The sequence below is a fragment of the Bradyrhizobium sp. Tv2a-2 genome, assembly GCF_000472425.1.
Classification (GTDB): Bacteria; Pseudomonadota; Alphaproteobacteria; order Rhizobiales; family Xanthobacteraceae; genus Bradyrhizobium.
On sequence record NZ_AXAI01000010.1, the window covers coordinates 103,205 to 129,834 of the forward strand.

The 26,630-nt window shown below is 62.9% G+C and carries 26 protein-coding genes; 19 read left to right on the forward strand and 7 right to left on the reverse strand.

Going from position 1 to position 26,630, the window contains the following annotated elements; genetic code table 11:
- The first annotated feature begins 489 nt into the window (after nt 1-489).
- The 3 genes from A3AI_RS0121835 to A3AI_RS0121845 all read left to right on the forward strand — a co-directional run bounded on the left by A3AI_RS0121835 (nt 490) and on the right by A3AI_RS0121845 (nt 2,795).
- Entirely contained in the window at nt 490-2,007 is a 1,518-nt protein-coding gene (locus tag A3AI_RS0121835) for a DEAD/DEAH box helicase (RefSeq protein ID WP_084800999.1), read from the forward strand.
- A 24-nt stretch (nt 2,008-2,031) separates the two neighbouring features.
- On the forward strand, nt 2,032-2,328 hold the full coding sequence (infA, locus tag A3AI_RS0121840) for a translation initiation factor IF-1 (RefSeq protein ID WP_024517616.1): 297 nt from the start codon (nt 2,032-2,034) through the stop codon (nt 2,326-2,328).
- Between the two features lie 254 nt (nt 2,329-2,582).
- Entirely contained in the window at nt 2,583-2,795 is a 213-nt protein-coding gene (locus tag A3AI_RS0121845) for a cold-shock protein (protein WP_024507660.1), read from the forward strand.
- Nucleotides 2,796-3,054: 259 nt separating this feature from the next.
- Here the strand turns inward: A3AI_RS0121845 and A3AI_RS0121850 are convergent, their stop codons facing one another.
- The 3 genes from A3AI_RS0121850 to A3AI_RS0121860 all read right to left on the reverse strand — a co-directional run bounded on the left by A3AI_RS0121850 (nt 3,055) and on the right by A3AI_RS0121860 (nt 6,033).
- On the reverse strand, nt 3,055-3,552 hold the full coding sequence (locus A3AI_RS0121850) for a pilus assembly protein N-terminal domain-containing protein (protein WP_024517617.1): 498 nt from the start codon (nt 3,550-3,552) through the stop codon (nt 3,055-3,057).
- Between the two features lie 124 nt (nt 3,553-3,676).
- Nucleotides 3,677-5,131, reverse strand: a complete 1,455-nt coding sequence (locus A3AI_RS0121855; RefSeq protein WP_024517618.1) for a hypothetical protein — start codon at nt 5,129-5,131, stop codon at nt 3,677-3,679.
- A 74-nt stretch (nt 5,132-5,205) separates the two neighbouring features.
- A complete protein-coding gene (locus tag A3AI_RS0121860; RefSeq protein WP_024517619.1) occupies nt 5,206-6,033 on the reverse strand; it encodes a sterol desaturase family protein in 828 nt (275 codons plus the stop codon).
- Nucleotides 6,034-6,368: 335 nt separating this feature from the next.
- On the opposite strand from A3AI_RS0121860, the gene A3AI_RS0121865 reads away from it, so the two are divergent.
- The 14 genes from A3AI_RS0121865 to A3AI_RS0121930 all read left to right on the forward strand — a co-directional run bounded on the left by A3AI_RS0121865 (nt 6,369) and on the right by A3AI_RS0121930 (nt 20,398).
- Nucleotides 6,369-6,533: a Flp family type IVb pilin gene (locus A3AI_RS0121865; protein ID WP_024517620.1), complete on the forward strand. Its 165-nt coding sequence runs from the start codon at nt 6,369-6,371 to the stop codon at nt 6,531-6,533.
- A 75-nt stretch (nt 6,534-6,608) separates the two neighbouring features.
- Nucleotides 6,609-6,749, forward strand: coding sequence for a hypothetical protein (locus tag A3AI_RS47795; protein ID WP_156927881.1), 141 nt, complete (start codon nt 6,609-6,611; stop codon nt 6,747-6,749).
- Nucleotides 6,750-6,843: 94 nt separating this feature from the next.
- A complete protein-coding gene (locus tag A3AI_RS0121875) occupies nt 6,844-7,368 on the forward strand; it encodes an A24 family peptidase (protein ID WP_024517621.1) in 525 nt (174 codons plus the stop codon).
- Between the two features lie 177 nt (nt 7,369-7,545).
- The gene (cpaB, locus tag A3AI_RS0121880; protein WP_024517622.1) at nt 7,546-8,343 is read left to right on the forward strand and encodes a Flp pilus assembly protein CpaB; all 798 of its coding nucleotides are present in this window, start codon (nt 7,546-7,548) and stop codon (nt 8,341-8,343) included.
- A gap of 17 nt (nt 8,344-8,360) precedes the next feature.
- Nucleotides 8,361-9,836: a type II and III secretion system protein family protein gene (locus A3AI_RS0121885; RefSeq protein ID WP_024517623.1), complete on the forward strand. Its 1,476-nt coding sequence runs from the start codon at nt 8,361-8,363 to the stop codon at nt 9,834-9,836.
- 20 nt (nt 9,837-9,856) lie between these two features.
- A complete protein-coding gene (locus A3AI_RS0121890) occupies nt 9,857-10,597 on the forward strand; it encodes a CpaD family pilus assembly protein (protein ID WP_024517624.1) in 741 nt (246 codons plus the stop codon).
- Nucleotides 10,594-11,865, forward strand: coding sequence for a CpaE/TadZ family protein (locus A3AI_RS0121895; RefSeq protein WP_024517625.1), 1,272 nt, complete (start codon nt 10,594-10,596; stop codon nt 11,863-11,865). Before A3AI_RS0121890 ends, A3AI_RS0121895 begins: the two co-directional genes overlap by 4 nt.
- 22 nt (nt 11,866-11,887) lie before the next feature.
- Complete coding sequence (locus A3AI_RS0121900; protein ID WP_024517626.1) at nt 11,888-13,360, forward strand: TadA family conjugal transfer-associated ATPase; 1,473 nt, start codon at nt 11,888-11,890, stop codon at nt 13,358-13,360.
- Nucleotides 13,357-14,334: a type II secretion system F family protein gene (locus A3AI_RS0121905; protein ID WP_024517627.1), complete on the forward strand. Its 978-nt coding sequence runs from the start codon at nt 13,357-13,359 to the stop codon at nt 14,332-14,334. Before A3AI_RS0121900 ends, A3AI_RS0121905 begins: the two co-directional genes overlap by 4 nt.
- 13 nt (nt 14,335-14,347) lie before the next feature.
- Nucleotides 14,348-15,322, forward strand: a complete 975-nt coding sequence (locus A3AI_RS0121910; RefSeq protein ID WP_024517628.1) for a type II secretion system F family protein — start codon at nt 14,348-14,350, stop codon at nt 15,320-15,322.
- A gap of 275 nt (nt 15,323-15,597) precedes the next feature.
- Nucleotides 15,598-16,773, forward strand: coding sequence for an acyltransferase family protein (locus A3AI_RS0121915; RefSeq protein ID WP_198030172.1), 1,176 nt, complete (start codon nt 15,598-15,600; stop codon nt 16,771-16,773).
- Between the two features lie 178 nt (nt 16,774-16,951).
- Nucleotides 16,952-17,971, forward strand: coding sequence for a glycosyltransferase family 2 protein (locus A3AI_RS0121920; protein WP_024517630.1), 1,020 nt, complete (start codon nt 16,952-16,954; stop codon nt 17,969-17,971).
- A gap of 31 nt (nt 17,972-18,002) precedes the next feature.
- Complete coding sequence (locus A3AI_RS0121925; RefSeq protein ID WP_036049123.1) at nt 18,003-18,716, forward strand: class I SAM-dependent methyltransferase; 714 nt, start codon at nt 18,003-18,005, stop codon at nt 18,714-18,716.
- Nucleotides 18,717-18,943: 227 nt separating this feature from the next.
- Nucleotides 18,944-20,398, forward strand: a complete 1,455-nt coding sequence (locus A3AI_RS0121930) for a hypothetical protein (RefSeq protein ID WP_156927883.1) — start codon at nt 18,944-18,946, stop codon at nt 20,396-20,398.
- An 81-nt stretch (nt 20,399-20,479) separates the two neighbouring features.
- On the opposite strand, the gene A3AI_RS0121935 is transcribed toward A3AI_RS0121930, so the two are convergent.
- From A3AI_RS0121935 to A3AI_RS0121945, 3 genes are all read right to left on the reverse strand, one after another.
- The gene (locus A3AI_RS0121935; RefSeq protein WP_024517633.1) at nt 20,480-21,226 is read right to left on the reverse strand and encodes an SDR family NAD(P)-dependent oxidoreductase; all 747 of its coding nucleotides are present in this window, start codon (nt 21,224-21,226) and stop codon (nt 20,480-20,482) included.
- Nucleotides 21,227-21,469: 243 nt separating this feature from the next.
- The gene (locus tag A3AI_RS0121940; protein WP_024517634.1) at nt 21,470-22,282 is read right to left on the reverse strand and encodes a tetratricopeptide repeat protein; all 813 of its coding nucleotides are present in this window, start codon (nt 22,280-22,282) and stop codon (nt 21,470-21,472) included.
- Nucleotides 22,283-22,409: 127 nt separating this feature from the next.
- The gene (locus A3AI_RS0121945) at nt 22,410-22,613 is read right to left on the reverse strand and encodes a hypothetical protein (RefSeq protein ID WP_024517635.1); all 204 of its coding nucleotides are present in this window, start codon (nt 22,611-22,613) and stop codon (nt 22,410-22,412) included.
- A gap of 163 nt (nt 22,614-22,776) precedes the next feature.
- Between A3AI_RS0121945 and A3AI_RS0121950 the strand changes: the two genes are divergently transcribed.
- Together A3AI_RS0121950 and A3AI_RS0121955 are read left to right on the forward strand one after the other, a co-directional pair.
- Nucleotides 22,777-24,153 (forward strand): leucyl aminopeptidase family protein, encoded by a 1,377-nt coding sequence (locus A3AI_RS0121950; RefSeq protein WP_024517636.1) that lies wholly within the window; start codon nt 22,777-22,779, stop codon nt 24,151-24,153.
- On the forward strand, nt 24,146-24,988 hold the full coding sequence (locus A3AI_RS0121955) for a C40 family peptidase (RefSeq protein WP_024517637.1): 843 nt from the start codon (nt 24,146-24,148) through the stop codon (nt 24,986-24,988). The genes A3AI_RS0121950 and A3AI_RS0121955 overlap by 8 nt, the downstream gene beginning before the upstream one ends.
- On the opposite strand, the gene A3AI_RS0121960 is transcribed toward A3AI_RS0121955, so the two are convergent.
- Nucleotides 24,985-26,622, reverse strand: a complete 1,638-nt coding sequence (locus A3AI_RS0121960; RefSeq protein ID WP_024517638.1) for an ABC transporter ATP-binding protein — start codon at nt 26,620-26,622, stop codon at nt 24,985-24,987. The genes A3AI_RS0121955 and A3AI_RS0121960 overlap by 4 nt on opposite strands.
- Between the last annotated feature and the right edge of the window lie 8 nt (nt 26,623-26,630).

A 26,630-nucleotide genomic window follows, 5' to 3' on the forward strand; every position in this document is an offset into this window, starting at 1 on the left:
AATCGCAAGAACCATGCCACGCCCATGGGCGGCCTTAAGTCGCTGAATTTGCTTTCGAAACTGGTTAAATTCGCAAAAATTCCACGATTGGCGGCTCATTTTTTGAACAAAAAAAATGTATGCTTTCGCGGCAACCTGTATAATTTGTGAGCATAATCGGAAGAATGTCTAATTTTACGGCATGAAACTTCACGGCCCAGAGAGCAAAAGCGCACAGCGCGTGATCCGTGAGGCGCCGGCGAAACGGGCTTGATCCGCGAAATCATCCTTGAAAGTGCCGCGTTCGCGTTCCATATGTCTCCGCGGACCTCGGGAATCATTCGGGGCATCGCGAGCCGCGTGTTCTTAAGCCGTTAGCCTTTCCATAGAATAATGGGCTTCTGGCTCGCTTTTTCAGCCAAACAACAATCGACGCCCCCGACACGCGGGTGTTCCTGAGATCGTCGGCCCGCCGCCCGGCCTTTGCCGCTGGCTGCCGGCTGTTTCATTATGGAAAGAACAGAGCTTTTGACCTCCTTTCAGGATTTCGGCCTCGCCGATCCCATCACCCGTGCGCTTCAGGAAGAAAACTACCTCACGCCCACACCCATTCAGGCCCAGACCGTCCCGCTCGGATTAGCCGGACGTGACGTCGTCGGCATCGCCCAGACCGGCACCGGCAAGACCGCAGCCTTCGCGCTCCCGATCCTGAACCGGATCCTCGAGAATCGCATTCGGCCGCAAGCCAAGCACTGCCGCGCCCTCATCCTGAGCCCGACCCGCGAACTGTCGGGCCAGATCCTCGACAGCTTCAACGCCTATGGCCGCCACGTCCGCCTCTCCTCGGCGCTGGCGATCGGCGGCGTGCCGATGGGACGCCAGGTGCGCGCCCTCATGCAGGGCGTCGAAGTGCTGGTCGCGACCCCCGGCCGCCTGCTCGACCTCGTGCAGGGCAATGCGCTCAAGCTTGCCGGCGTCGAGTTCCTGGTGCTGGACGAAGCCGACCGCATGCTCGACATGGGCTTCATCAACGACATCCGCAAAATCGTCGCCAAACTGCCGCTCAGGCGCCAGACGCTGTTCTTCTCGGCAACCATGCCGAAGGCGATCGCGGAGCTCGCGGAAGCCATGCTGCGCGATCCCGCGCGCGTTGCGGTCACGCCGGTTTCCTCCACGGCCGAACGCATCAGCCAGCGGATCATCCAGGTCGACCACACTGCCAAGGCCGCGGTGCTCGCGCAGCTCCTGACCCAGGAGCCGATCGATCGCGCGCTGGTCTTCACCCGCACCAAGCATGGCGCCGACAAGGTGGTGAAGAGCCTCGCGAAGGCCGGCATCGCCGCCCACGCGATCCATGGCAACAAGTCGCAGAACCATCGTGAGCGAGTACTCACCGCGTTCCGCTCCGGCGAGGTGCGCACGCTGATCGCCACCGATATCGCCGCCCGCGGCATCGACGTCGACGGCGTCAGCCATGTGGTGAATTTCGACCTGCCCAACGTGCCGGAAACCTATGTCCACCGCATCGGGCGCACGGCGCGCGCGGGCCGCGAGGGTACCGCAATCTCACTGGTCGCGGGCGGAGAGGAGATGGGCTATCTGCGCGACATCGAGCGCCTGATCCGCGTGGCGCTGCCGCGCGAGGACCGGCGCACCCCGGGCGGCCAGCGCGAGGCGGCCCCCGCGCCGACAGCGGCTCATCGGCCCGGCCATGGACATGGACATGGGCATGGGCATGGGCAGAACCGCGGCGGTCGCGGTGGCTCGCAGCCGCATGGACATGGACATGGGCCACGGGCAAATGAGGCTGCACAAGTCTCGAAAGGCCCTCGCCGCCGCCGCCGTGGTGATGCTAAGAGTGGCGCCCTGCAAACCAATCGCCAGGAACCGCACCGCGAACCGCACCGTGCGTCGCATGGCGGCAACAAGTCGTCTGGCAGCAACAATATGGAAGGAAAGGGCCTGGCTTTTTTGCATCGCGAAATACGCCGCAATGACCAGCGCAAGCGCGATCAGCGCCCCCATTAGTCATCGATCGATCTGGAGCTAGACATGGCAAAAGAAGAGTTGATCCAGTTCGAAGGACTGGTTACCGAAATCCTTCCTGACGCACGCTACCGCGTGCAACTGGACACCGGGCACGAGATCGTTGCCTACACCGCAGGCAAAATGAAGAAGAACCGCATCAAGACGCTCGCGGGCGACCGCGTCACCGTCGAGATGTCGCCCTACGATCTGGAGAAGGGCCGGCTGATATTCCGCCACAAGGACGAGCGCCCGAGCCAGGCCCCTGGCGGCGCACCGCGCGGGGGACCTCAGCGCGGCGGCGGCCAGTTCCGCCGCAGATAGGTCGCGCCCGAGGCAACCATGGCAACTTGATGTCCGCACTAAGGTTTGGGGCGCCGGCCACCAAATTTTCGCGCACGTCAGGATTGTCTAAATGACCTGCTTCCCATAAGATGCTGTTATCGATTTTCGGCCGGACGACATTAGCTATTACCGGTATAGCCGGTTCAGACGCTGACGACCCTTCCAAAAATTCGATCGCACCAGCCTGCGCAAGTGGGCATTAGACTTTGTTTATCTGAGAAGGGACTACCCCCGTGAGCATGGGAACCGTGAAATGGTTTAACGCCACCAAGGGCTACGGCTTCATTCAACCGGATGACGGCGGCAAGGATGTGTTCGTGCACATCTCGGCTGTCGAGCGCGCTGGCCTTGGCACGTTGCGTGAGGGCCAGAAGATCTCCTACGAAATCGTAGCGGATCGCCGTTCCGGTAAGTCGTCGGCCGACAACCTCCGCGCCGCCAACTGAATGCTGATCGGCAGGGCTGCACTGAAGCGCGCTTCAGTGGAGCCCTTTCGAGACGCTTTGCCGGACACTGAAATGGTTGCAAAAGGGCCGTGCCTCTGGCGCGGCCCTTTTCATTTGCGGCCGAGAGCAATGCAACAGCTCTCCGCCACGCCACACGCCCGCCAAAGAGGCCGCACAGCGGCGGTCTCGAAGAGCGACCGCGTGGATGTCAAAGCATGATCCGGAAAAGTGTGTAGCGGTTTTCCGGATCATGCTTTAGTCAGTTCGTCTTGGCCTGCTGCGCGGCGTTTCCGGCGGCCTGGTTGTTGAGGGTGCCGGACTGGGTCATTACCGACTGGAAGTATTTGTCGTCATCGCCGAGCGTCGCGCGGCGCTGGCAGAGCGGCATGCAGCTATAGGTCTCGCGCTCGATGCCGCGATAGACCGTGACCAGCCGGTCGCTCGGCCCCTCGACCTGGATCGTGCGATCGACCAGCACCTCGCCGCCGCGATCCATCGCGATGAAGTTGGTCGCGCCATAGCCTTTGCCGGTGACGACGATGATGCCGCCGTTCTGCAGCGTCACGTCGGCGATCATCGGGTTTCCGACCACAATGGTGGCGACCCGATTGGGCAGCTTGAACAGCTTCGCCTGATCGACGCTGACCGAGATGGCGTCATCCGACGGTTCGGCTGCGGCGGCAAGCGGCAACAACAGGAGGCCGAATGCCATGCCGAACAGGGGACGCACGAGGTTACGCAAGAGCTCACTGAACATGATCGACTCCGGGACACTGACAGCCGGGGCTTAGGCGATGATCGAAGCCTTTCCGGCGCCCGATGCGGCGAGTTTGCCCGCAAATCGTGAACGGACGGCAAACAAGACGCGAGGCTTGCAGCATTCAATCGTTTGCCCTGACGTGGACTACGGCATTGTCGTCGGAATAAACCCGGCGCCAGCCCTGCATCCGGTCGAGCAGCCGCGCCGCCGGCGTTTTCGGCGTCAGCCATACGGCATCGATGTCATAGGTTTTCAAAAGGTTAAGGAATCCGTCGACATCGTTGAGTTCAAGGGCATGGTGATAGGCGAGTGCAAAGGTCTCGCCATAAAGCTCGGCCCGCCCGTCGATGAAGACCGGGATACCGTGCGAGATCAGGAAGCCCGCAAAAGACATGTCGTTGAGAATGCGGCCCGCGTGATGCGCTTTCAGCGCCTCCACGGCGGCTCGTTCGGAGGCCGTCGCCGGCGGTGAATAGCGGGCGACGCCTGCGATCGCCCAACTCGAGAGAACGAGCATGGCCGCAAATGCCGTGGTCAGGGTAAGTGCGACGTTTGTCTTGCCGGCGCGCGCCGGCGGCAACGCGAATTGCGCGGCGAGCGGCGTCATCACGACCAGCGGCGCCAGCAGGGCGAGCACCTCGATATTGCGGACATGCGACAGCGCCATGTGAATGAAGCCGAGCAGCAGCAGGATGCGCGGCGGCGGCAGCATGATGCGCCAATAGAGCGCCGCGCCGAGGCCGCCTAGCAGGGCAAGCTCGAGCGGCATGACATGGCTGAAATCGGCCGGCCGCCATTCATCGATCAGACGAAGAAGCTCACCGAGGTCGAGAATCCGGCGCGCCGCCAGGATAGAGCCCCAGCCATAGGGCGTGACACAGCTTGCGGCAACCGCCGCGGCGGCGAAGACGATCCAGCGCAGGGCAAGCGCGGTGCGCGCCGCACGCTCCGCGTTCCACAGGGCGTCGAGCGCGATCGGCACGATCAAGGCAAGCCCGAGCACGAAGCTGCCGTGAAGATTCGCCCACAGCACCATCAGCGGCAGCAGCAGGAAGGACGGCGGCTTGCGCGCCTCGCTCGCGCCAAGCAGGCCGTGCACCCAGGCAAGCATGACCGGCAGAGCCAGCACATGCGGCCGCGCCAGAAGATGCGGAGCGGTGAGCGTCAGCGCCGCCACGCAAACCAGCAGCGCGTATTTTTCGCCGATACGGGCGGACAAATAGAAGGCGAGTAGCGCGAACGTCACGGCGCTCGCCAATGCCGTGAGAACGACCGGCCCGCTCCAGCCGGCCCAGTTATAGGCCTTGGCGAGCAGCACCTGCGCGAGCCAGGAGGTCGAGATCCATGGCTCGCCCGCCCTGGTGAAGGAATAGATGTCGACGCGCGGCAGCGCGCTGTGATCGAGGATCCACTGGCCGACCGCGATATGCCAATAGGTGTCGGGATCGTTGAGCAGCGGGTTGCCATTGATCAGCAGCAGCGCATAGACGCCGATGCCGAGCCACAGAAAACTCGGCACGCGGCCGAGCAGCACGGTCCCGCCCGTGTGAACTGTCGCGATGTCGGCGCTGCTCAAGACGCCTCCGCGCAGTCGTTTTGATGGAGCGTGATCTTGACGGAAAACGAGTGTCCACTTTTCCTGATCATGCTCTAGCGCCGGAACGGAAACGCGAGCTGGCCGAGGATTTCGGTCGGCATGGTCACTTCGTCCCCGCCGTAATCGTCCGGCAGCCGTCCTTCGGGCATCCGGAAGGTGCCGAACAGGATGTCCCAGATCGGGAAGGTGCCGGCGAAATTGGTGTTGCCGCCATCGTCGACCGGCGTGTGATGCCAGCGGTGAAACACCGGCGTTGCGATCACATAGCGGAGCGGCCCGAGCGTCCAGTTCAGGTTGGCGTGCACGAAGGCGGAATGGAAAGTGGTGAAGGGTCCGACCCAGAGCATGATGTTGGGCGAGATGCCCGCCATCAAAAGAATGACGTCGACCGAGATGGTGCCGAGCACGAGGTTCACGGGATGGAAGCGGGCCGCGGAAATCCAGTCCAGCTCTTCACTCGAATGATGCACGGCGTGGTATTTCCAGAACTCGCCGCCGTGAAACAGCCGGTGCAGCCAGTACAGCATGAAATCGGACGCGACCAGGAACAGCAGCGCCTGGATCCAGAGCGGCAGATGCGACAGCGGCCCGTGGCCATTGTCGTAGAAGGCGATCAGCTCGTCGGCATCGTGAATGTTGAACACGACGCCGGCGCCGAGCACCAGCAGGCCGATGCGCAGCACGCGCGCGAACACCGGGACGAAGAACCAGTAGACGATATCGGTGATGAGCTCGCGCCTCTGCCACCACGGTGTGCCGGGATTGCAGGGAGAGAAGTAGCTGAGCACCGAGAACATCAGCGCAAGCACGAACGTGATCGGCACCACCTTCTCGATGGTCTGGCCGAGCATCAAGAGCACTTCCATCGGCAGGTTCGACATTGCCGCCTCACTTTTCTCTCACCGGATCAGCATGGGTACTCCCGTGGAGCTTAAGGAGCCGTGAAGCAGGCCGTCGTCGAGGCGCGGAGCCTTTGTCTTATGCGCGATATGCCGAAGCGCGCCCCGTGGAATTGCCGACATACGGATTTTATCGACTGTCTTAATGCGACGTTTACTCTGCGCAAGAACACCGAATTACACGACGTTTTACGCGAATGAATTAACTGCGCCGAAATTGTCGGAACGTAGGGTGCGCCACATGGTCACGGTGCTGAGAACGCCGGCGAGACCAGAACCCAGAGTTCGACAGCCACGTGTACATGGAGTTTGAGATTATGAAGAACCTGATTGCGCGTTTCGTGAAGGACGAGTCCGGTGCCACTGCGATCGAGTACGGCCTCATCGCCGCCGGCATCTCGCTGGCGATCATTGCAGTCGTGAACGGCCTCGGCACCAACCTGAGCGGCAAGTTCACCTCGATCAACAGCTCGCTGAAGTAAGCGACGCTCGAGAGACCTAACAGCAAAGGCCCCGGCGAACCGGGGCCTTTGTCGTCTTAACAAGCGGCTTGTTCCATGCGTAAACCCGACGCCGCCTTGGCGACAGATGCCACGTCCACTCCGCAACGCCGGGACCGCGCCTCGCGCGAGCTGGTCTGTCTTGCGCTGATCCTGGCGCTCGGCACGCTGCTCTGGCGCATCGCCAGCGTCTGGTGACGGGGTACAAGGCATTTGCCGATTTTTCACCTCTCGCCTTTAGCCTTTCGCGACAACGTTTCCCTGAAATCGCCGCGGCGCGGAGCCGATGCCCATGATGCTTGACCTCGCACGGCTTCTCGTCTTTCCGGCCCTGATGGCGTTCGCCGCGGCGAGCGACATCTTCACCATGACCATTTCGAACCGGGTGTCGCTCGCACTCGCCGTCTCGTTCCTTGTGCTCGCTCCGCTCACCGGCATGGGGCTCGAGCAGATTCTGCTGCATTTCGGCGCCGGCGCCGTCGTGCTGATGGTGGCGTTCGGCTGCTTTGCCATGGGCTGGATGGGCGGCGGCGATGCCAAGATCCTGGCAGCCGCCTCGCTCTGGTTCGGCTTCTCACATCTTTTGCCCTACCTGCTCTACGCCTCGGTGCTCGGCGGGGCGTTGACACTGCTGCTGCTGCAGTTCCGGCAGTGGCCGCTGCCCTATCAACTGGCCGGCCAGGCCTGGCTCTCGCGGCTGCATGCCAAGGAGACCGGCATTCCCTACGGCATCGCGCTCGCGATCGGCGCGCTGATGATCTATCCCGAGACCGATTGGGTGAAGACGATCGACCTTGCGCACTTCGCGCTGCGCTGAGCCTTGCCCCGAGCGCCGCGCTGAGCCTTGCCCCGAGCGCCGCGCTGAGCCTTGCCCGGATAAACCCGGCGTTAAGGCGATTTAGATACGCCTCATTAACCATGCTTTGACGAATAACTGGTCAACTCCCATCACGGCGACCGGCGCGTCGCGGCGTTATGTGGAAAGTTGAAGCGTATGAATACCGCTCGCATCGTGGTCCTGGCCATTGCTATCGGTGCCGGCGGCATCGCCGCTTATCTCGCGAGCGGGTCCGACAAGCCCGCCCCTGCCCAGCCGGTCGCGCAACTGGCGACCGTGGACGTGCTCGTCGCCAAGGGCGAGATCAATCTCGGCCAGACCGTCAAGGCCGAGGACATGCAGTGGCAGACCTGGCCGACGGCCTCCGCCAGCAACAGCTTCGTCAAGCGCAGCGATCGCCCCGATGCCCCCAATCAGCTGGCGGGCTCGATCGCGCGCGGTTCCTTCATGGCAGGCGAGCCGATCCGCGAGCAGAAGCTGGTCAAGACCGGTTCCGGCTTCATGGCTGCCATCCTGCCGTCCGGCATGCGCGCGGTCTCGACCGAGATCGCGCCGGAGACCGGCGCCGGCGGCTTCATCCTGCCCAACGATCGCGTCGACGTTCTCCTGACCCAGCGCCTCAAGAATCCCGATCCGAAGGCCACCCAGCCGGACATCGTTCACACCGAGGTCGTGCTGCGCAATGTGCGCGTGCTCGCCATCGACCAGGCGCCGAGAGAGAAGGACGGCCAGAATACTGTGGTCGGCAAGACGGTCACGCTGGAGCTGAAGCCTGACGAGACGACCACGCTCGCGGCCTCCCGCCAGGCCGGCACGCTGTCGCTGGCGCTGCGCAGCATCGCCGACGCCAACACGGTCGAGACCGTCGATGCCAGCGTGAAATTCACCCAGAGCGTCAACATCGTCCGCTTCGGCATTCCGGGCGGGGCGACGCTGATGCCGACGCAGCCGTGACGATGAGGACCGACGACATGAAGTCCAGGGCAAGAATTGCAAAGCTGCGAACCTCGACGGTGCGCGCCCTGTCGTTCTCGGCCGTCGCCGCGTTCACGCTCAACCCGGCGCTGACGCCCGTCGTGGCGACCGATTACCGCGTGCCTGCGCCGGTTGCCGCCGATGGCCAGATGAACGCGCGATTCCTGGCGCTCGGCATCGGCAAGTCGATTGTCATCGACCTGCCGCGCGACATCAAGGACGTGCTGGTCGCCGATCCCAAGATCGCCAATGCCGTGGTGCGCTCGTCGCAGCGCGCCTATATCATCGGCGCGACGATCGGCCAGACCAATATCGTGTTCTTCGATTCCGCCGGCCAGCAGATCGCCGCCTATGACATCGCGGTGAAGCGCGACCTCAACGGCGTACGCGGCGCGCTGAAGCAGCTGCTGCCGAACTCCGACATCCAGATCGAGGGCGTGGCCGACGGCGTGGTGCTGACCGGCTCGGTCGCCTCGCCGATCGAGGCCCAGCAGGCCGCGGATCTTGCCGGACGCCTCGTCGGCGGCGTCGACAAGGTGGTCAATTCGATCACGGTTCGCGGCCGCGACCAGGTGATGCTGAAGGTCACGGTCGCCGAAGTAGCGCGCCAGATCATCAAGCAGATGGGCATCGACCTCTCGGCCAACCTCACCTATGGCACCGCGGTCGTCAACTTCAACAACTCCAACCCCTTCACCGCCCATGGCGGTCCGCTGGTCGGCGGTAACGCCGTGACCACCTCATTCGGCTCGACGCCGTCGGTGACGGCGACGCTGCGCGCGATGGAGAACGCGGGTGTCATCCGCACACTGGCCGAGCCGAATCTGACCGCGATCTCTGGCGAATCGGCGACCTTCATCGCCGGCGGCGAGTTTCCGATCCCCGCCGGCTACGCCTGCGATCCCACGACCCATGTCTGTACCACCCAGATCTCCTACAAGAAGTTCGGCGTCTCGCTCAACTTCACGCCGGTGGTGCTGAACGGGGGACGCATCAGCCTGCATGTGATGACGGAAGTGTCGGAACTGTCGAACGACAATTCGGTCACGCTGTCGCAGGCGGTGACCACCTCGACGGTCAACTCCATTGTCATTCCCTCGATCAAGACCCGGCGCGCCGAAACCACGCTGGAGATTCCCTCCGGCGGCGCGATGGCCATGGCCGGCCTGATCCAGGACCAGACCAAGCAGGCGGTCAGCGGCATGCCGGGGCTGATGCAGCTGCCGGTGCTCGGCTCGCTGTTCCGCAGCCGCGACTACGTCAACAACCAGACCGAATTGATGGTGCTGGTGACGCCCTATGTGGTCCGCGCGGTGGCACAGAAGGACCTGTCGCGCCCGGATGACGGCTTCGCCGCGGTGTCCGATCCGCAGGCCGATCTTCTGGGCTCGATCAACCGCATCTACGGCGTGCCGGGCCGCACCGAACCCGCACGGAATTACCGCGGCCAATACGGCTTCATCACCGATTGAGCCGAGCGAGGACCTTACCCATGACAGCGCAAAAACTCCTCGATCGCAGCCGCTCCGTCCGGTTCGCCAGTCTGCTCTTAGGGCTCGCGGCGGCGCTTTCCGCCTGCACCCATACCGACGACCATGTCGTGACCGCGAGCATCCCGGAAGACTACCGCCTGCGCCATCCGATCGCGGTGGAGGAGGCCAACGAGTCGATGGTGGTGTTCGTCGGCCGTGGCCGCGGCGGCCTGACCGCAAGCCAGCGGGCCGAAGTGATGGGCCTGGGGCAGACCTGGATGCGCGAAGGCACCGGCGCGATCAGCGCCGATGTGCCGGTCAAAACCCCCAACGCGCGCGCGGCAGCCGATTCCCTGCACGAGATCCAGTCGCTGCTCGCCGCCGTCGGCGTTCCGCCGCACGGGCTCGTGGTGCACAACTATCATCCCGACGATGCCAAGTTCATGCCGCCGATCCGCCTGACCTATCCGCGGGTCAAAGCGGTGGCAGGCCCGTGCGGCCTGTGGCCGGAGGACATCGGGCCCTCGATCAAGAACAAGGGCTATTACGACAACCGCTCCTATTACAATTTCGGCTGCGCCTATCAGCGCAACATGGCCGCCATGATCGACGATCCGGCCGACCTCGAACAGCCGCGCAGCGAGACGCCGCCCTACACCCTCCGCCGCAGCGAAGCGTTCGAGAAATACCGCAAGGGCACTCCCACCACGACCACCTATCCCGAGGCCGATAAGGCCAAACTCAGCACGACCGGCCAATGATCAGCTACGCCCGACAGACTCCCGAACAGCAGCCGGCAGCCACCGCGCTACCGCCTGCGGAGGATCACATCGCCCCGGCGCCGCGCGTGTCGGTGCAAGCGTTTTGCGAGACGGTGGAAACCGCCGCGGCCGTCCAGGCAGCCGGCGAGGACCGAAGGCTCGGCAAGGCGCATCTGAAGATTCAGATGGGCGGCATGGCGGCGGCTGTCGAAGCCTATCACGCCGCCCCGACGCCCAACGTGATCGTGCTGGAAGCCGATGCGCGCACCGACATCCTGACCGGCCTCGACCAGCTCGCAACCGTCTGCGATGCCGGCACGCGGGTGATCGTGATCGGCCGCATCAACGACGTGACGCTGTATCGCGAGCTGGTCCGCCGCGGCGTCAGCGATTATGTGATTGCGCCCGTCACCGCCATCGACGTGGTGCGTTCGATCTGCAATCTGTTCTCGGCGCCCGAGGCCAAGTCGGTTGGGCGCATTGTCGCGGTGGTCGGCGCCAAGGGCGGAGTGGGTGCCTCGACCGTCGCGCACAACGTCGCCTGGGCGATCGCCCGCGACCTTGCGATGGATTCGGTCGTCGCCGATCTCGACCTCGCCTTCGGCACCGCCGGGCTCGACTACAACCAGGATCCCCCGCAAGGCATTGCGGATGCGGTGTTCTCGCCCGATCGCGTCGATACCGCCTTCATCGACCGCCTGCTGTCGAAATGCACCGACCATTTGAGCCTCTTGGCGGCGCCCGCGACGCTCGACCGGGTCTACGATTTCGGCGACGACGCGTTCGACGCCATCTTCGACACCCTGCGCACCACCATGCCCTGCATCGTGCTTGATATCCCGCACCAATGGTCGGGCTGGACCAAGCGCGCGCTGATCGGCGCCGACGACATCCTGATCGTCGCGGCGCCGGATCTCGCCAATCTGCGCAACACCAAGAACATCTTCGACCTCCTGAAGGCCGCGCGTCCGAACGACCGGCCGCCGCTCTACTGCCTGAACCAGGTCGGCGTGCCGAAACGTCCCGAGATCAACGCGGCTGAATTCGCCAAGGCGATCGAGAGCGAGCCCATCGCCTCGATCCCGTTCGATCCGCAGATCTTCGGCTCGGCCGCCAATAACGGCCAGATGATTGCGGAGATTTCCGCCAACCATCGCACCACCGAGATGTTCCTGCAGATCGCGCAGCGCCTGACCGGCCGCAGCGAGGGCAAGAAACAGAAGGGCTCGTTCCTGTCGCCTCTGATCGGGAAGCTCTTGAAAAAGTAGATGAGACGCGTGGAGTTTTATCGTGTTCGGTAAGCGTAGCGGATCAGACACCGAGCTCCGGGGTATGCGCCCGGCGCCCAGCGCGCCGGAGCCGGCGCCTGTCCCGGCAGCTCCGCGCTCCGCGCCGCCCGCGGTCGCATCCCCGCCGCTTGCGCCGGCCAGACCGATGCCGCCGCCCCCGCCGCCGCCTCCGATGGAGACGCGCCGCTCGGACAATTACTACCAGGTCAAGGCGACCATCTTCGGCGCGCTGATCGAAGCCATCGACCTCGCGCAGCTGGCCAAGCTCGATTCCGAGTCCGCACGCGAGGAAATCCGCGATATCGTCAACGAGATCATCGCGATCAAGAACATCGTGATGTCGATCGCCGAGCAGGAGGAGCTGCTCGACGACATCTGCAACGACGTGCTCGGCTACGGCCCGCTCGAGCCGCTATTGTCGCGCGACGACATCGCCGACATCATGGTCAACGGAGCCAACACGGTCTTCATCGAAGTCGGCGGCAAGATCCAGCGCACCGGCATCCGTTTCCGCGACAACCAGCAGCTCCTCAACATCTGCCAGCGCATCGTGAGCCAGGTCGGCCGCCGCGTCGACGAATCTTCGCCGATCTGCGACGCGCGCCTCGCCGACGGCTCCCGTGTCAACGCTATCGTCCCGCCGCTGGCGATCGACGGCCCCGCGCTCACCATCCGCAAATTCAAGAAGGACAAGCTGACGCTCGACCAGCTGGTCAAGTTCGGCGCGATTACCCCCGAAGGCGCGGAGATCCTGCAGATCATCGGCCGCGTCCGCTGCAACGTCTTGATCTCCGGCGGCACCGGCTCGGGCAAGACCACGCTTCTGAACTGCCTCACCAACTATATCGAGCACGACGAGCGCGTCATCACCTGCGAGGACGCCGCCGAATTGCAGCTGCAGCAGCCTCACGTGGTGCGGCTGGAAACCCGCCCGCCCAACATAGAGGGCGAGGGTCAGGTCACCATGCGCGAGCTGGTGCGAAACTGCCTGCGTATGCGCCCCGAACGCATCATCGTCGGCGAGGTCCGCGGCCCTGAAGCCTTCGACCTCCTGCAGGCCATGAACACCGGCCATGACGGCTCGATGGGCACGCTGCACGCCAACAACCCGCGCGAGGCCATGTCGCGCTGCGAATCCATGATCACCATGGGCGGCTTTTCCCTTCCTTCGCGTACGATTCGCGAGATGATCTGCGCCTCCATCGACGTCATCATCCAGGCGGCGCGCCTGCGCGACGGTTCGCGCCGCATCACCCACATCACCGAGGTGATGGGGATGGAAGGCGACACCATCATCACCCAGGACGTCTTCGTCTACGACCTCCTCGGCGAGGACGCCAACGGCAAGATCATCGGCCGCCATCGCTCGACCGGCATCGGCCGGCCGCGCTTCTGGGAGCGCGCGCGCTACTACAACGAAGAGAAGCGGCTGGCGGCCGCGCTCGACGCCGCGGAAGTGAGGACGGAGAAATGAACACGCAGACGCTCGCGCTGGGCTTTCTGGCGGCGACCGCCATCGGCGGCGTGGCCTGGGTCTTCGTCTATCCCATGCTGTCGGGCGAGAAGCAGGCGGAGAGCCGCCGCGCCTCCATCGCCAAGCCCGAGCCCGCGGCCAAGCGCCAGGCCGACAAGAGCCAGCGCTCGCGCCGCGAGCAGGTCGAAAACTCGCTGAAGGACCTCGAGGCGCGTCACCAGAAAGAGGTCAAGCTCTCGCTCAACGCCCGCCTGCAGCAGGCAGGCCTCGACTGGACGCCGCAGCGTTTCTGGATCGTGTCGGGCATCCTGGGCGTGGCGGCCTTGCTGGCGGTACTGTTCGCCGGCGGCGGGATTTTGGGCGCGGTGGGCCTGGGGTTTGCGGCCGGTTTCGGCGTGCCGCGCTGGGGCCTCGGCTTCCTCAAGAAACGCCGCGAGAAGAAATTCCTGGCAGCGCTGCCCGACGCGGTCGACGTGATCGTGCGCGGCATCAAGGCCGGCCTGCCGCTGTTCGAATCGATCAAGGTGGTCGCGGCCGACGCGCCGGAGCCGCTCAGGAGCGAGTTCAAAGCCATCATCGAGACCCAGGCGATCGGCATGCCGCTGGGCGAGGCCTGCGCGCGGCTCTATGAGCGCATGCCGGTGCCGGAAGCCAACTTCTTCGGCATCGTGGTCTCGATCCAGCAGAAGAGCGGCGGCAACCTGTCGGAAGCGCTCGGCAACCTCTCCAAGGTGCTGCGCGACCGCAAGAAGATGGCCGAGAAGATCCAGGCGATGTCGATGGAGGCCAAGGCCTCGGCCGGCATCATCGGCTCGCTGCCTCCGATCGAAATGGTGCTCGTCTATATCACGACGCCCGACTACATCTCGACGCTGTGGACCCATCCAACCGGCCAGGTGATGCTGGTTGGTTGCGTGATCTGGATGTCCATCGGCATCATGGTGATGAAGAAAATGATCAATTTCGACTTCTGAAGGCGCCGTAGACATGTTCGAGTTCCTGTCCGACAAGCTTCACGACGCGCATTTCATGACCATGCTGCTCGCGGCGATCGCCGCGAGCGCCACTGCCTACACGCTGATCATGCCGCTGTTCGCCGGCGAAGGCCTTGCCAAGCGCATGAAGGCGGTGGCAAGCGAACGCGAGCGCATCCGCCAGCGCGAGCGCGAGCGGCTCAACAAGAGCGAGAAGGTCACGCTGCGCCAGACGCCGAAGCAGCTCGTCTCCAAGGTGGTGGAGGACTTCAACCTCACCAAATACCTCGCCCAGGAAGCCGCACGGGACAAGCTGACCCAGGCCGGCTATCGGGGACAGGCGCCCTACATCACCTTCCTGTTTGCGCGCCTGGTGGCGCCGATCGTGCTTCTGATCATGTCGGCGGTCTATGTCTTCCTGATCGCGCATCTGGACAGGCCGCTTCCGATCAAGATCGGCATCTGCATCGGCGCCGCCTATCTCGGCCTGCAGGCGCCGATGCTGTTCCTGAAGAACGCGATCTCCAAGCGCCAGCTCTCGATCAAGCGCGCCTTCCCCGACGCGCTCGACCTGCTGCTGATCTGCATCGAATCGGGCATGTCGATCGAGGCCGCGTTCCGCAGGGTCGCGAGCGAGATCGCCAGTCAGTCGGTCGCGCTGTCGGAGGAGTTCACGCTCACCACAGCCGAATTGTCCTACTTGCAGGACCGCAAGGTGGCTTACGAAAACCTCGCCAAGCGCACCGGGCTGGAGGGCGTCAAATCGGTCTGCCTCGCGCTGCAGCAGTCGGAGCGCTACGGCACCCCGCTCGGCCAGAGCCTGCGCGTGATGGCCCAGGAAAACCGCGACATGCGCATGAACGAGGCCGAGAAGAAGGCCGCGGCCCTGCCTCCCAAGCTCACCGTGCCGATGATCCTGTTCTTCCTGCCGGTGCTGTTCGTGGTGATCCTGGGACCGACCTACATCAAGATCGCGGCGATGCAGTGAGGCTGTCGGCGCGGCCCAACACATGCCGACCGCGGCAACTGATCACCCCTATAGATTGCAAAATACGATCAGCGCACCAGCGGCCAATCCGGCTTCCCGCTGAGCCACGCCGACGACGCATGCCCCCATTGCGATAGTGCGCCTGACCGACCGATCGCCACTTTACTCCAAAAGATTGTGGTGATACGGACTCAACCAGGGGTAATTGCGTTACGGTATACTACTTGTACGCGTTGCCAGAGCAGGTATCGGCGCGCGGTAGAATGATAACAAATTTGCAAGTCTTACGAGCGATCGCCGCGCTCGGAGTGGTTATCTATCACACGGACATAAGAATCAATGGCGTCCATTCAGAACTTATGGGCGTCTCAATCTTTTTCGTGATCAGTGGATTCATCATGGTCCACATCACGCGCGGGGAAACCGAGGATTTTCTCGCTAAGAGACTGATCAGGATCGTACCGATCTACTGGATCTTTACACTCGGGGCCGTGGCTTGGTTCGGCTTCGGCTTCGCAAATTTGCCGCGTGTCGTTCCGCTGTGGTTTCACTGGCTCCTCACGAAGCCATGGTACATCGCGGCGTGGTTTGGTGCGCGGGCTTGGTCGCTCTGCTCAAAGGATACTGCAGTCGCCTTGGCTCGAAGCCTGTCCTTCTGGCCGAACGCACAAGATCCGTTGCCCATCCTCGGTGTCGGCTGGACACTCAATATTGAGATGTTCTTCTACGTTCTGTTCGCGCTTTGCCTGCGGGCCGGCGAGCGTCTCGCGCCTCCGGTAAGCGCGGCGATTCTCGTCGGGTTGTTCTTCCTGAATGCATCAGGCGCATACCCGAACCAGGTACTCGCGACGTACGGCCACGACTACGTGATATTTTTTGTCCTTGGAATGGTCTGCTACTACGCATGGCAGTTTTTGATGCCCACGATTGAACGCCATCGCCTGACCGCGACGGTGCTTGCCTGTTGCGTCTTGGCCCTTTGGCCACTGGCCATCTTCATTCCAATTCCGTTGGCCGGCATTCGATATTATTTGCCTCCTGCAGTCGTCCTGTCGGCTCTCGTCCTTCATTCCGCCGGCCGGCGTATCGACTCGCGCCTTCTGATCGATCTTGGCGGCGCGTCCTTCGCCCTGTATTTGATCCATATTCCCGTCTTGGAATCCTTGCGAACCTCAAGCGCGATTTTCCCGATCCTGAAGCTCGCAACACCGACCGGGGCCTTGATCGCCGCGTGTCTCAGCAGTTCGCTGGCAATGATCGCCTATTACAGATTGGAGCTCCCGCTCCTGCGTTCCTTACATTCGCGTCTGAAATCCGCCAATCGAACGGGCCGGCGCATCCACACCAACCGCAATCTTGGACACAGCGTCCGGCCGATAGCTGCAGATATCCTCAAAGGGCCTGCTCTCGCGTTCGTCCCGCTGCAGCGCGCCGGCATCTATTCAATATAAAATCTTTCACAATCATTGGATGCATATTATGGATCATACACTTGACCAGATCGTCCGTCGGCTTGTATGCTATTTCGCCCGCAAGACAGTAGTCGAGACGTCAGTGGGTTGAGCTTCGTCCCAACCGTTCGGTCGGAGGGCGTTTTAGTTTTGGAATATTGATCGCAGTCGTCTGCACATGGCGACTTCGATTACTCCGGTGGGGCCTCGGAGCGTGACTACTTTAAAGCGACTGGTTACGGTTTCCGTACCCGTTTTGAATGAAGCGGACAACATCGAGCCGCTCTTGAAGCGGCTGCGCGCGGTGGCTGACACGCACGGCAGCTATGACTTCGAGTTTCTGTTCACGGATAATGCGAGCACCGACGCCACATTCGAGCGGCTGGCTGAGGAAGCCTGCGCCGACAACAGGGTTCGCGTCATTCGCTTCACCCGAAATTTCGGTTTTCAGACATCAATCTTGACGAACTATCTGAACGCCAGGGGCGATGTCGCGATTCAGATCGACGCTGACTTGCAGGATCCGCCGGAGCTTTTTGGCGAGTTTCTCGCCGCGTGGGAGCAGGGTTACAAGGTCGTTTACGGAATCCGCAAAAGCCGGCCGGAAAATCCTGTTCTCAGCGCCGCCCGGAAATTCTTCTATCGAGGCCTCGCGAGCCTCAGTAGCGTCGACTTGCCGGTGGATGCCGGCGACTTCCGCCTGATCGATCGCGTCGTCATCGAGGACCTGAGGCGCGTGAGAGATGAGGCTCCTTACATACGGGGCACGATTGCGCAATTGGGGTACCAGCAGATCGGAATTCCCTACAATCGCGAGCAACGTCAGCGGGGCCGCAGCAAATTCCACCTGCTGGCGTTAATCCGCTTCGCGGTGGACGGCGTTTGCGGTCAGTCCACCAAGCCACTGGAATTGATTACTCTCCTCGGGACCATCCTCAGCTTCCTATCGTTTACTGGCGCGCTGTTCTACTTCGCCTGGTACCTCTTGGTGATACGCAGACCACCCGCTGGTTTCACAACACTGGTCATTCTGATTTTGTTATCGACGAGCGTGCAGACTGCATTCATCGGACTGCTGGGCGAATACATAGGGCGAATATTTCGCAATACCCGCCATATACCGGCCCCCATCATCGATCGGCGTATCGAGCCCGTCCGAGCGCGCGACAAGCGCGAGGCATTTGCACCACACCTGTAAGCCACCAATCGAGGACGACCCGAGGATAAAAATGGATCCGCAACAGCAAGCGATTGCCGAAGAATTCGACGGCTATCGGGAGACATACGACCAGGCGGTCAACCGGGCGATTGCGTTCTCGGGACAAAAAGTGGAGTCGTTCACTAGAGCCAAGGCCAATGATTTATTGCGAACGGTCTCCTCACGCTTCGCCTCTCCGAGCCAACTAAATCTGCTCGATGTCGGCTGCGGCATCGGCAACTACCACCCGTTCCTGACCCCTGTCGTGGGCGCGGTCAGCGGAGTGGACGTTTCGCGCGCCTGCATCGAGAAGGCTCAGCAGCGAAACCCTGAGGTTTCCTACTCGGTCTATGATGGCGACCGGCTGCCCTATCCAGACGGACAGTTCGACGTCACATTCTGCGTCTGTGTGCTTCACCACGTTCCACCAGACCGGTGGGCGCAGTTTGTGAGCGAGATGCGTCGGGTCACACGCGCCGGTGGCCTGATCATTGTCTACGAACATAATCCCAGACATCCCCTCACCCGCAAGGTCGTGCGTGACTGTGACTTCGACCGCGATGCTGTTCTTCTAACGAAGACGCAGACGCGCGAGCTTCTGACAACCGCTGGCTGCACCGACGTCGCGACAAATTCAATCCTGACCGTACCACCGATGGGCGCGTTCGTTGAAAAGCTTGACGGCCTGTTCGCAAAGCTGCCGTTCGGCAGCCAATATCGCGCAATTGGCCGCGTGATGGACTAACCAAACGAGCCAACCCCAATTCGCCGTCAAGCGAGTCAGATTGAAGTTTGCAGGAAATGCACGATAGATCCAGTCCAATCGACGGCCCGATCCGACCAGCGAGGACGACGGGCTTCAATTTCATAGGTCTGCCTCGCGCCGCGATCATGCTCCTTCTCCCGGCAACCCTTTGGGTCTGGCTGTGTTGGGATTGGCCAACTCGACTCGGCTTCTATTCAGATGATTGGATGATCTTGTTACATCCCTTCGTCGGTACCGCGGAGGCTTTCCGTGATATTGCGCATGGCGTCGCGACGCGCCCCGTCTCGGTCCCCTTTATTTGGCTAGCTCAGGAGATCGTCGACTGGTCGCCGGCCCGATCGCAAATTTTGAACGCCGTCATGTTATTGGTCGCGGCAGCGAGCGTCGGTATGCTCGCAGCAGCTCTGAGCGCTGGTGTACGCGGCCTCCGGGACGGCGCTTTCTTTGGAGCCTGCGTTGCTAGCAGCGCCTTTATCGTCTTCCCCTCCAATATCGGAACTTTCGCATGGGGCGTCGGTGTCAGTACGGTGATCCCGGCCCTTCCCTTGTTCTGCCTCGCCATGAGCTTGCTCTTGCACGCCGGCAGCAGCTGGTGGCGGCTCGCCGCCGGACTTCTCATGGCCCTGCTATCACACCTGTCCTATGAGGCCTTCTATTTCCAGGAGATCACGGTCCTGTTGATCTCGACAGCCCTCCGCGGAAGCCGGATAACGGACATTCCCTGGCGAGCGGTCATTGGCTCGGCTGTTGTCAGTGTCGGTTGCCTTGCTTTCAACCGTACGACCTCCGACGGCGTCCAAAAGACCTTCCACTGGGATTTCCTTCAAACCTTCATCGCCGGTTATTCGCGCATTCCCAGCATCCTCGGTCACGCCGTCCGCGAATATGATCTCCTGATTGCCACGTCTGTCATCATAACAGGCCTGGCAGGCGCAATCTGCCTGGCCCGGTTTGTTGGTCTTTGGCGAGTGCAAATCGCGCTTCTTGTCACAATCTGCGGAGTTGTCGCGTCCGGCTTCCTCTACGCTTTTGCCGGCTACGGCTTCGCGGCGGAAGGACCAATGGCGCGCGTCGGCGTCATTCTCGCGACCTATTACTCGATCGGCTCAGGTGTGCTGGCGACTGCTGCTTGGAGTGCGACCCGCTGGTATCGCTTGCCTGCCTTTGCATTTTGCCTGTTCGCCGCCATCGCCTTCGTGGCGCTCGGCCTCACAGCGCGATCGCGGGTCGATGAATGGGCAGATACCTGGGCTTACGAGCTATCAAGACTATCCAGGCTGCCTGCTTCGATAATTTCTAACGAATTGCCCGAGGATGCCGGGCGGCGGATTTACCTTGCTATCGAGGACAAGGCCCAAACATTCGTCGAGCCCGCAACAGCACCTTGGGAAATTGCCGGTGCAGTGGCCTGGAAGGCTTCTCAGACTACCAATAGCCGGCGGTTAATGGTCGATACCTGGCATGGGAGCCATACCGCGCCCTACTGGTTCTCGGCCCCGGGAAATTGGTTCAATCGTTGGAACGGGAACAGCTTCGAGCAAGGCCCCTGCGGAAGTGGCGGAATCACGTATAGCTCCCCTGGCGCCGAGCTCTGGCTATGGAAGACATCGACAAGCGAACTAACCCGAATCGAAGCTCCTTGGGAATATGGGTGCAAGTAGCGAGCCTTGGCGGCAACGCGCACAAACGAGTGCCACAACACTCCCGCCTCCTGTATCGACTATTCGTTGGTGTGGATGACATCAGCTTGCGGTCTTGCCGCCGTTCACGCGGATGATCTGACCGGTGATGAAGCTCGCGTGCTCGGAGGCGAGGAACAGGATCGCATCCGCGATCTCGTCCGGCCGTCCGCCGCGCTTGAGCGGGACCGCGGCATAGAAGGCTGCCTTCTTGTCGGGCGAGCCGGTCAAGCGATCCAACATGGCGGTTTCCGTCGGCCCCGGCGCGACCGCGTTGACTCGGACGCCATAGCTAGCAGCTTCCAGCGCCGCCGATTTCGTCAACCCTTCGACCGCATGCTTGCTCGCGGTGTAGAGCGACATGTTCGCGGCTCCCCGCGCACCCATGGTGGAGGAGACATTGACGATGCTGCCGAAGCCCTGCTCCCGCATCACCCGCATCTCGTGCTTGAGACTGAGCAGCGTGCCGAGAACATTGGTCTCGAAGGTTGCGGCATAGCTGTCTGCCGTCTGCTCGATGACCGGGCCCGGCGTGCCCTCGACGCCTGCGTTGTTGACGGCGATGTCCAGACCGCCGAAGCGCGCGACGGCGCGGTCGACGAGATGGCGCACGTCGTCTTCGTGACGCACGTCAGCCCTCACGAATTCCGCCTCAGCACCCAGGCCGCCGAGCTCGGCCGCGAGTGCCTTGCCTGCATCCTCTCTGCGGCCGGACACGACCACCCTGTAACCGGCTTTCGCGAAGCCAAGAGCGGCTGCGCGGCCGATGCCTGTGAGAGCTCCGGTGATCAGTACGACTGGCGAGGACATGGACATCTCCTGGATTCGGCGTGACTTCGGGAGGATGCTTGGTTTGGTGGCGGACGCCGCTGCAGCCCTTCCCGTTGCGCATGAGATAGAGGCACACAGCGCTCAGGAAAAAGACTTTAATGGACTGAGGCCATGCCTCATAGGCATGAAGCGAGGTGACCGTCGCACGCTCGGTTTCGGGCGGCGTCTCCGCCGTCGTTGCGAGGGGCGAAGCGGCGAAGGTCGGGACCGAGCGTCGCCCGGCTAATCCGGACGGCTCAGCTCCGCGAGCGGCGCGCCGTTGCGGGCGGAGGTGCGGCTGTCGCTGCCTTTCAGCATCTCGCGTAAGTAGGCGACGTTGGCGGCTGCCTCGTCCGACGGCAGGTCGGCCTTGACGATGGTTTCGGCTTCCGCAAAGTGCCCCTGCAGACCGACCACGAGACCGAGATTCTGCCGAACCCGCGAATCGGCCTTGGGGTTGGCATAGGCTTGGCGCAGCACCTGCTCCGCCTTCGGCAGGTCCTTCGTCAGCATGTAGGAGAGGCCGAGATTGGACAGCACCGAAGGCTCGTTCGGCACGATCTTGAGAGCGCTCTCATAGTAACGCCGCGCCTCGTCGTGGCGGCCCATCTGGTCAAGGCAGGTGCCCTGCACCGAGAGGATGTGCCAGTCGGGATTGGCGGGCGAGTGCGCGCGAGAGAGCACGTCGAAGGCCTGCTGGAAATTGCCGTTGTCGGCGAGCGCCCGGCCATAGGCCGCGAGCACCGCCTTGTTGCCGGGATTGTTGATACTGGCCTGCTCGAGCACGGCAGCAGCCTGCGCGCGCTGGCCGTTGGCACGCAGCGCCTGGCCATAGGCGAGCGCCGCGTCGGCATCCTTGGGGTTGGCCCGGTAGCGGTCGCCATAGGCCTGCTCCGCCGTGCGCGGGTCGGAGTCGGGTACCGGTTCGCTTCTGGAGGAGGACGTGATCGATCCGGTGATGTCGGACATGGTCTGGCAGCCGCCGAGACCCATGGCCAAAACCACGGTCAGGGCCGCGGACGCGAGAAGCCGGGCGGGACTGTACTGCTGACGCATGAAAACGGTTCTAAAGCGAACGGATCGATCCGAACGCATCAGCAATAAACCGTTAACGCTAACGGGCGGTTAATAGGGGGTCGCGGTGATCACGGGAATACCTTCACGGCGCGGCCCTCGCCGTCGCTCAATATTCGATCGCAAGCCGTTTCCTCACCTCGTCGATCCGCTTGTCCAGCGCATCGAAGCGGGCGTGCAGGGCGCGGTCATGCAGATAGAAAATATAGCCGAGCGCCGCCAGACCGAAGATCCAGTGATGGGCCTCGACATAGTTCAGCACTGCCTCGATCGCATGGCCAATGAAAGACAGGATACCCAACACCACGTCCATCGCATTTCCCTCAGGGGTTCTCGTGTTTGCCGGGAATCTAGCATATTCGCCGCACCTGCCGCCAAGAGCCCCAGGTCAGGGCTTGCCGATTGCGGGCGCTGCAAAACTCTGCGAAGTCTTGAATCCGCCGCCACAGCGCCGCCTCTTGCGAGATGAGCCACGCATGCCAATCCCTTTCGAAACCGCCGCCACCGCCGCTGTTCCCATCACCTTCGTGACCAAGCCGGGTTGGGAGGCGATCCGCGCCGGCCTTGCGCCCGCGGCACGGCAGTTCGCCGACGGCAACGGCTTTGTCGGCAAGCCCGGCGTCTGCCTGACGTTGCCGGGCACAGACGGCACGGTTGCGCAGGTCCTGTTCGGCCTGGAAGAGGCGGACGCCGGATCGCCCGATCCGTTCCGTCCGGGCGCCCTGCCCGGTCTGTTGCCTGCCGGCACCTACCGCTTTGCCAACGCTCCGCACGACGCGCGTCTGGCGGCGCTTGCCTTTGCGCTCGGCAGCTACCGCTTCGGCCGTTATCGCAAGGCGGATGGGCCGGGCGCGAAACTGGTGCCGCCTGACGGCGTCGATGTCGTCGCCATCAGCCGGATTGCGGAAGCAGCGGTGCTCGCCCGCGACCTCGTCAATACGCCCAGCAACGATATGGGCCCGGAGCAGCTGGCGCAGGTGGCTGCGGACGTCGCCGCGCGCTTCGGCGCACGCTTCAACTGCATCATGGGCAACGAGCTCGAGAAGGGCTTTCCACTGATCCATGCGGTCGGCATGGCCTCGACCCGTGCACCGCGGCTGATCGATTTCTCCTGGGGCGATCCTTCGCATCCGAAGGTGACGCTGGTCGGCAAGGGCGTCTGCTTCGATACCGGCGGGCTGGATTTGAAACCGTCGTCCGGCATGCTGAACATGAAGAAGGACATGGGTGGCGCCGCCAATGTGCTGGCGCTGGCGCAGATGGTGATGGATGCAAAGCTCAAGGTCCGCTTGCGGGTGCTGATCCCGGCGGTCGAGAACGCGGTCGCCGGCAACGCTTTCCGTCCGCTCGACATCTTCCGCTCGCGGAAGGGGCTATCGGTCGAAATCGGCAACACCGATGCGGAGGGACGGCTGATCCTCGCCGACGCATTGGCCTATGCGGACGAGGAGAAGCCGGAGCTTCTGATCGACATGGGCACGCTCACCGGCGCTGCACGGGTGGCGCTGGGGCCGGATCTGCCGCCGTTCTATACCCAGGATGACACGCTTGCGCTTGAGGTCGCGCGTTGTGCGCGCGAGGAGAACGATCCCCTCTGGCGCATGCCGCTGTGGGCGCCTTACGACAGCTGGCTGGACGTGAAGATGGCGGACATCACCAACGCGCCGTCCGGCACCTTTGCCGGCTCGATCACCTGCGCACTGTTCCTGCAGCGCTTTGTCGAGCACGCCAAAAGCTGGCTGCATTTCGACATTTTTGCCTGGACACCTTCGGCCAAACCTGGACGGCCCGAGGGCGGCGAATGCCAGGCGGCGCGTGCCATGTTCCGCCTGCTCGGAGAACGCTATGCATGATCCGCGGCTGACGCCGGCGCGCGGCGACATTGCCGCCAAACATCTCGAAGGCAAGGTGGAGGCGGCCCGCTTCGTCGAGGGCGAGACGTTCGCAATAAGCGCGAGCCTTGCGTCGTTGCGCGAGGCGCCGGTTGCCGATGCCGCGCTTCTTACCCAGGCGATCAAGGGCGAGATCGTGACGATCTACGATCGGAATGAGGAAGGTTGGGCCTGGGGCCAGCTTGCAGCGGATGGATATGTCGGCTGGCTGCCGCAAGCCACGTTCGTGAAATACGGTCCGAACCCTACTCACAAGGTGACAGCGATTCGAACCTTCGCATTCCCGGGTCCCTCGATCAAATTGCCTCCGGTCGAGACGCTAGTCATGCTGTCGCTGGTGACAATGGTGCGCGAAGAGGGCGACTTCGCTGTTACAAGCGAAGGCCTGTTTTTGCCGAAGCAGCACATCGCCGATATGGGCAATTTAGAAGCCGATTTTGTCGCAATCGCCGAGCGCTTCATTGGCACGCCGTATTTGTGGGGCGGCAAGAGCAGCCTTGGAATCGATTGCTCAGGGCTGGTGCAGGTATCGCTGCATGCCGCAGGCATCGAGTGCCCGCGCGACAGCGACATGCAGCAGGCCCAGTTCGGCCGCGCACTCGATGCGCATGAGTCAGAGCGGCTGCGGCGTGGTGATCTCATCTTCTGGAAGGGCCATGTCGCTATTGTCCGCGACGCCGATACGGTCGTGCATGCCAATGCCTTTCACATGGCGACTGCAATCGAAGGTACGCAAGACGCGATCGCGCGCATCAAGGCCGCTGGCAGCGAGGTAACGGCGATCAAGCGGATTTAAGTCGCGACTGCGCCGTTGGCGGTCGTCTCGTGGCGGAAGGCGGCGGCGAACAGTGCGCGGGTGTAGTCGGTCTTCGGGTTCTTGAACAATTGCGAAGCCGGCCCTTCCTCCACCACCTTGCCGTGGCGCATTACGATCAAGTGGCTGGCAAGCGAAGCAACCACGCGCAAATCGTGCGAGATGAACATGTAAGTGAGGTCGTGCTTGCGCTGCAGCTCGCGCAGCAAATCGACCATCTGGGCCTGGAACAGCATGTCGAGCGCGCTGGTCGGCTCGTCCAGCACCACGAAGCTCGGCTCCAGCACCACCGCGCGCGCGATCGAGATGCGCTGCCGCTGGCCGCCGGAGAACTCGTGCGGATAGCGGTAGCGCGTCTCGGGATCGAGGCCGACATCCTGCAGTGCCTTGACCACTCGCGCCTCGCGTTCGGCGGAGGAGAGCTGCGGCTGATGCACGCTCAGCCCTTCGGCGACGATATCGCCGACCGACATGCGCGGGCTCAGCGAGCCGAACGGATCCTGAAACACGATCTGCATGTCGCGGCGGAACGGGCGCATCGCCTTGAAGCGCAGCCCCTGGATGTCGCGACCCAGAAACACGATCGGGCCGTCGGAGGAGATCAGGCGCAGCAATGCCAGCCCCAGCGTGGTCTTGCCGGAGCCGGATTCACCCACCACGCCAAGCGTCTCGCCCTTGCGCACGGCAACGCTGACACCGTCGACCGCCTTGATGTGCCCCACCACGGAGCGCAGGAGCCCGCGCTTGATCGGGAACCACACCTTGAGGTCGTCGGCCGACATCACCACCGGCGCGTTCGGCCGCGGCGGTGCCGGATCGGGCTTGGGCTCGGCGGCAAGCAAGGCGCGGGTGTAGGGATGCTTGGGCGCGGTGAAAACCTGCTCGACCGGCCCCTGCTCCACGATCTTGCCGCCATTCATGACGCAGACCCGGTCGGCGATCCGGCGCACGATGCCGAGATCATGGGTGATGAAGAGCAGGCTCATGCCCAGACGCGCGCGGATATCGGCGAGCAGCGCCAGGATCTGTGCCTGAACGGTGACGTCGAGCGCAGTGGTCGGCTCGTCCGCGATCAGGAGATCAGGCTCGTTGGCGAGCGCCATCGCGATCATGACACGCTGGCGCTGGCCGCCGGACAGCTGATGCGGATAGCTTCCCACGCGCGTCTCCGGCTCGGGAATGCCGACCTGCCGCAGCAATTCCAGCGTGCGCGCCCGCACGCTCGATCCACCGATGCTCTTGTGCAGCTGGAGCGTCTCGCCGATCTGCGCGCCCACCGTATGCAGCGGGTTCAATGACGTCATCGGCTCCTGGAAGATCACCGAGATGTCGTTGCCGCGGATCCCGCGCATTTCATTTTCGGACAGGGTGAGCAACTCGCGTCCCTTGAAGCGGATGCTGCCCGAGGGGTGCGAAGCCATCGGATACGGCAATAGCTTCAGGATCGAGAGCGCGCTGACTGACTTGCCCGAGCCGGACTCGCCGACCAGCGCCACGCATTCGCCGCGCTTGATTTCGTACGAAATCTTGTCGACCGCGAGCGAGGCCCTGCCCTGCTGGCGGAAGGCCACCGACAGATCGCGGATCGCAAGCAGCGGCTGGTTGATGGCGTCCATGCGAGGCC

What these genes read in the sequence shown, in the direction of transcription:
- A3AI_RS0121875 (WP_024517621.1), top strand. Translation starts at nt 6,844, where the DNA reads ATGATGCTTGACCTCGCACGGCTTCTCGTCTTTCCGGCCCTGATGGCG.
- A3AI_RS0121910 (WP_024517628.1), top strand. Translation starts at nt 14,348, where the DNA reads ATGTTCGAGTTCCTGTCCGACAAGCTTCACGACGCGCATTTCATGACC.
- A3AI_RS0121835 (WP_084800999.1), top strand. Translation starts at nt 490, where the DNA reads ATGGAAAGAACAGAGCTTTTGACCTCCTTTCAGGATTTCGGCCTCGCC.
- cpaB (WP_024517622.1), top strand. Translation starts at nt 7,546, where the DNA reads ATGAATACCGCTCGCATCGTGGTCCTGGCCATTGCTATCGGTGCCGGC.
- A3AI_RS0121895 (WP_024517625.1), top strand. Translation starts at nt 10,594, where the DNA reads ATGATCAGCTACGCCCGACAGACTCCCGAACAGCAGCCGGCAGCCACC.
- A3AI_RS0121955 (WP_024517637.1), top strand. Translation starts at nt 24,146, where the DNA reads ATGCATGATCCGCGGCTGACGCCGGCGCGCGGCGACATTGCCGCCAAA.
- A3AI_RS47795 (WP_156927881.1), top strand. Translation starts at nt 6,609, where the DNA reads ATGCGTAAACCCGACGCCGCCTTGGCGACAGATGCCACGTCCACTCCG.
- A3AI_RS0121960 (WP_024517638.1), bottom strand. Translation starts at nt 26,622, where the DNA reads ATGGACGCCATCAACCAGCCGCTGCTTGCGATCCGCGATCTGTCGGTG.
- A3AI_RS0121850 (WP_024517617.1), bottom strand. Translation starts at nt 3,552, where the DNA reads ATGTTCAGTGAGCTCTTGCGTAACCTCGTGCGTCCCCTGTTCGGCATG.
- A3AI_RS0121950 (WP_024517636.1), top strand. Translation starts at nt 22,777, where the DNA reads ATGCCAATCCCTTTCGAAACCGCCGCCACCGCCGCTGTTCCCATCACC.
- A3AI_RS0121890 (WP_024517624.1), top strand. Translation starts at nt 9,857, where the DNA reads ATGACAGCGCAAAAACTCCTCGATCGCAGCCGCTCCGTCCGGTTCGCC.
- A3AI_RS0121935 (WP_024517633.1), bottom strand. Translation starts at nt 21,226, where the DNA reads ATGTCCTCGCCAGTCGTACTGATCACCGGAGCTCTCACAGGCATCGGC.
- A3AI_RS0121885 (WP_024517623.1), top strand. Translation starts at nt 8,361, where the DNA reads ATGAAGTCCAGGGCAAGAATTGCAAAGCTGCGAACCTCGACGGTGCGC.
- A3AI_RS0121865 (WP_024517620.1), top strand. Translation starts at nt 6,369, where the DNA reads ATGAAGAACCTGATTGCGCGTTTCGTGAAGGACGAGTCCGGTGCCACT.
- A3AI_RS0121920 (WP_024517630.1), top strand. Translation starts at nt 16,952, where the DNA reads ATGGCGACTTCGATTACTCCGGTGGGGCCTCGGAGCGTGACTACTTTA.
- A3AI_RS0121930 (WP_156927883.1), top strand. Translation starts at nt 18,944, where the DNA reads ATGATCTTGTTACATCCCTTCGTCGGTACCGCGGAGGCTTTCCGTGAT.
- A3AI_RS0121860 (WP_024517619.1), bottom strand. Translation starts at nt 6,033, where the DNA reads ATGTCGAACCTGCCGATGGAAGTGCTCTTGATGCTCGGCCAGACCATC.
- A3AI_RS0121945 (WP_024517635.1), bottom strand. Translation starts at nt 22,613, where the DNA reads ATGGACGTGGTGTTGGGTATCCTGTCTTTCATTGGCCATGCGATCGAG.
- A3AI_RS0121925 (WP_036049123.1), top strand. Translation starts at nt 18,003, where the DNA reads ATGGATCCGCAACAGCAAGCGATTGCCGAAGAATTCGACGGCTATCGG.
- A3AI_RS0121940 (WP_024517634.1), bottom strand. Translation starts at nt 22,282, where the DNA reads ATGCGTCAGCAGTACAGTCCCGCCCGGCTTCTCGCGTCCGCGGCCCTG.
- infA (WP_024517616.1), top strand. Translation starts at nt 2,032, where the DNA reads ATGGCAAAAGAAGAGTTGATCCAGTTCGAAGGACTGGTTACCGAAATC.
- A3AI_RS0121905 (WP_024517627.1), top strand. Translation starts at nt 13,357, where the DNA reads ATGAACACGCAGACGCTCGCGCTGGGCTTTCTGGCGGCGACCGCCATC.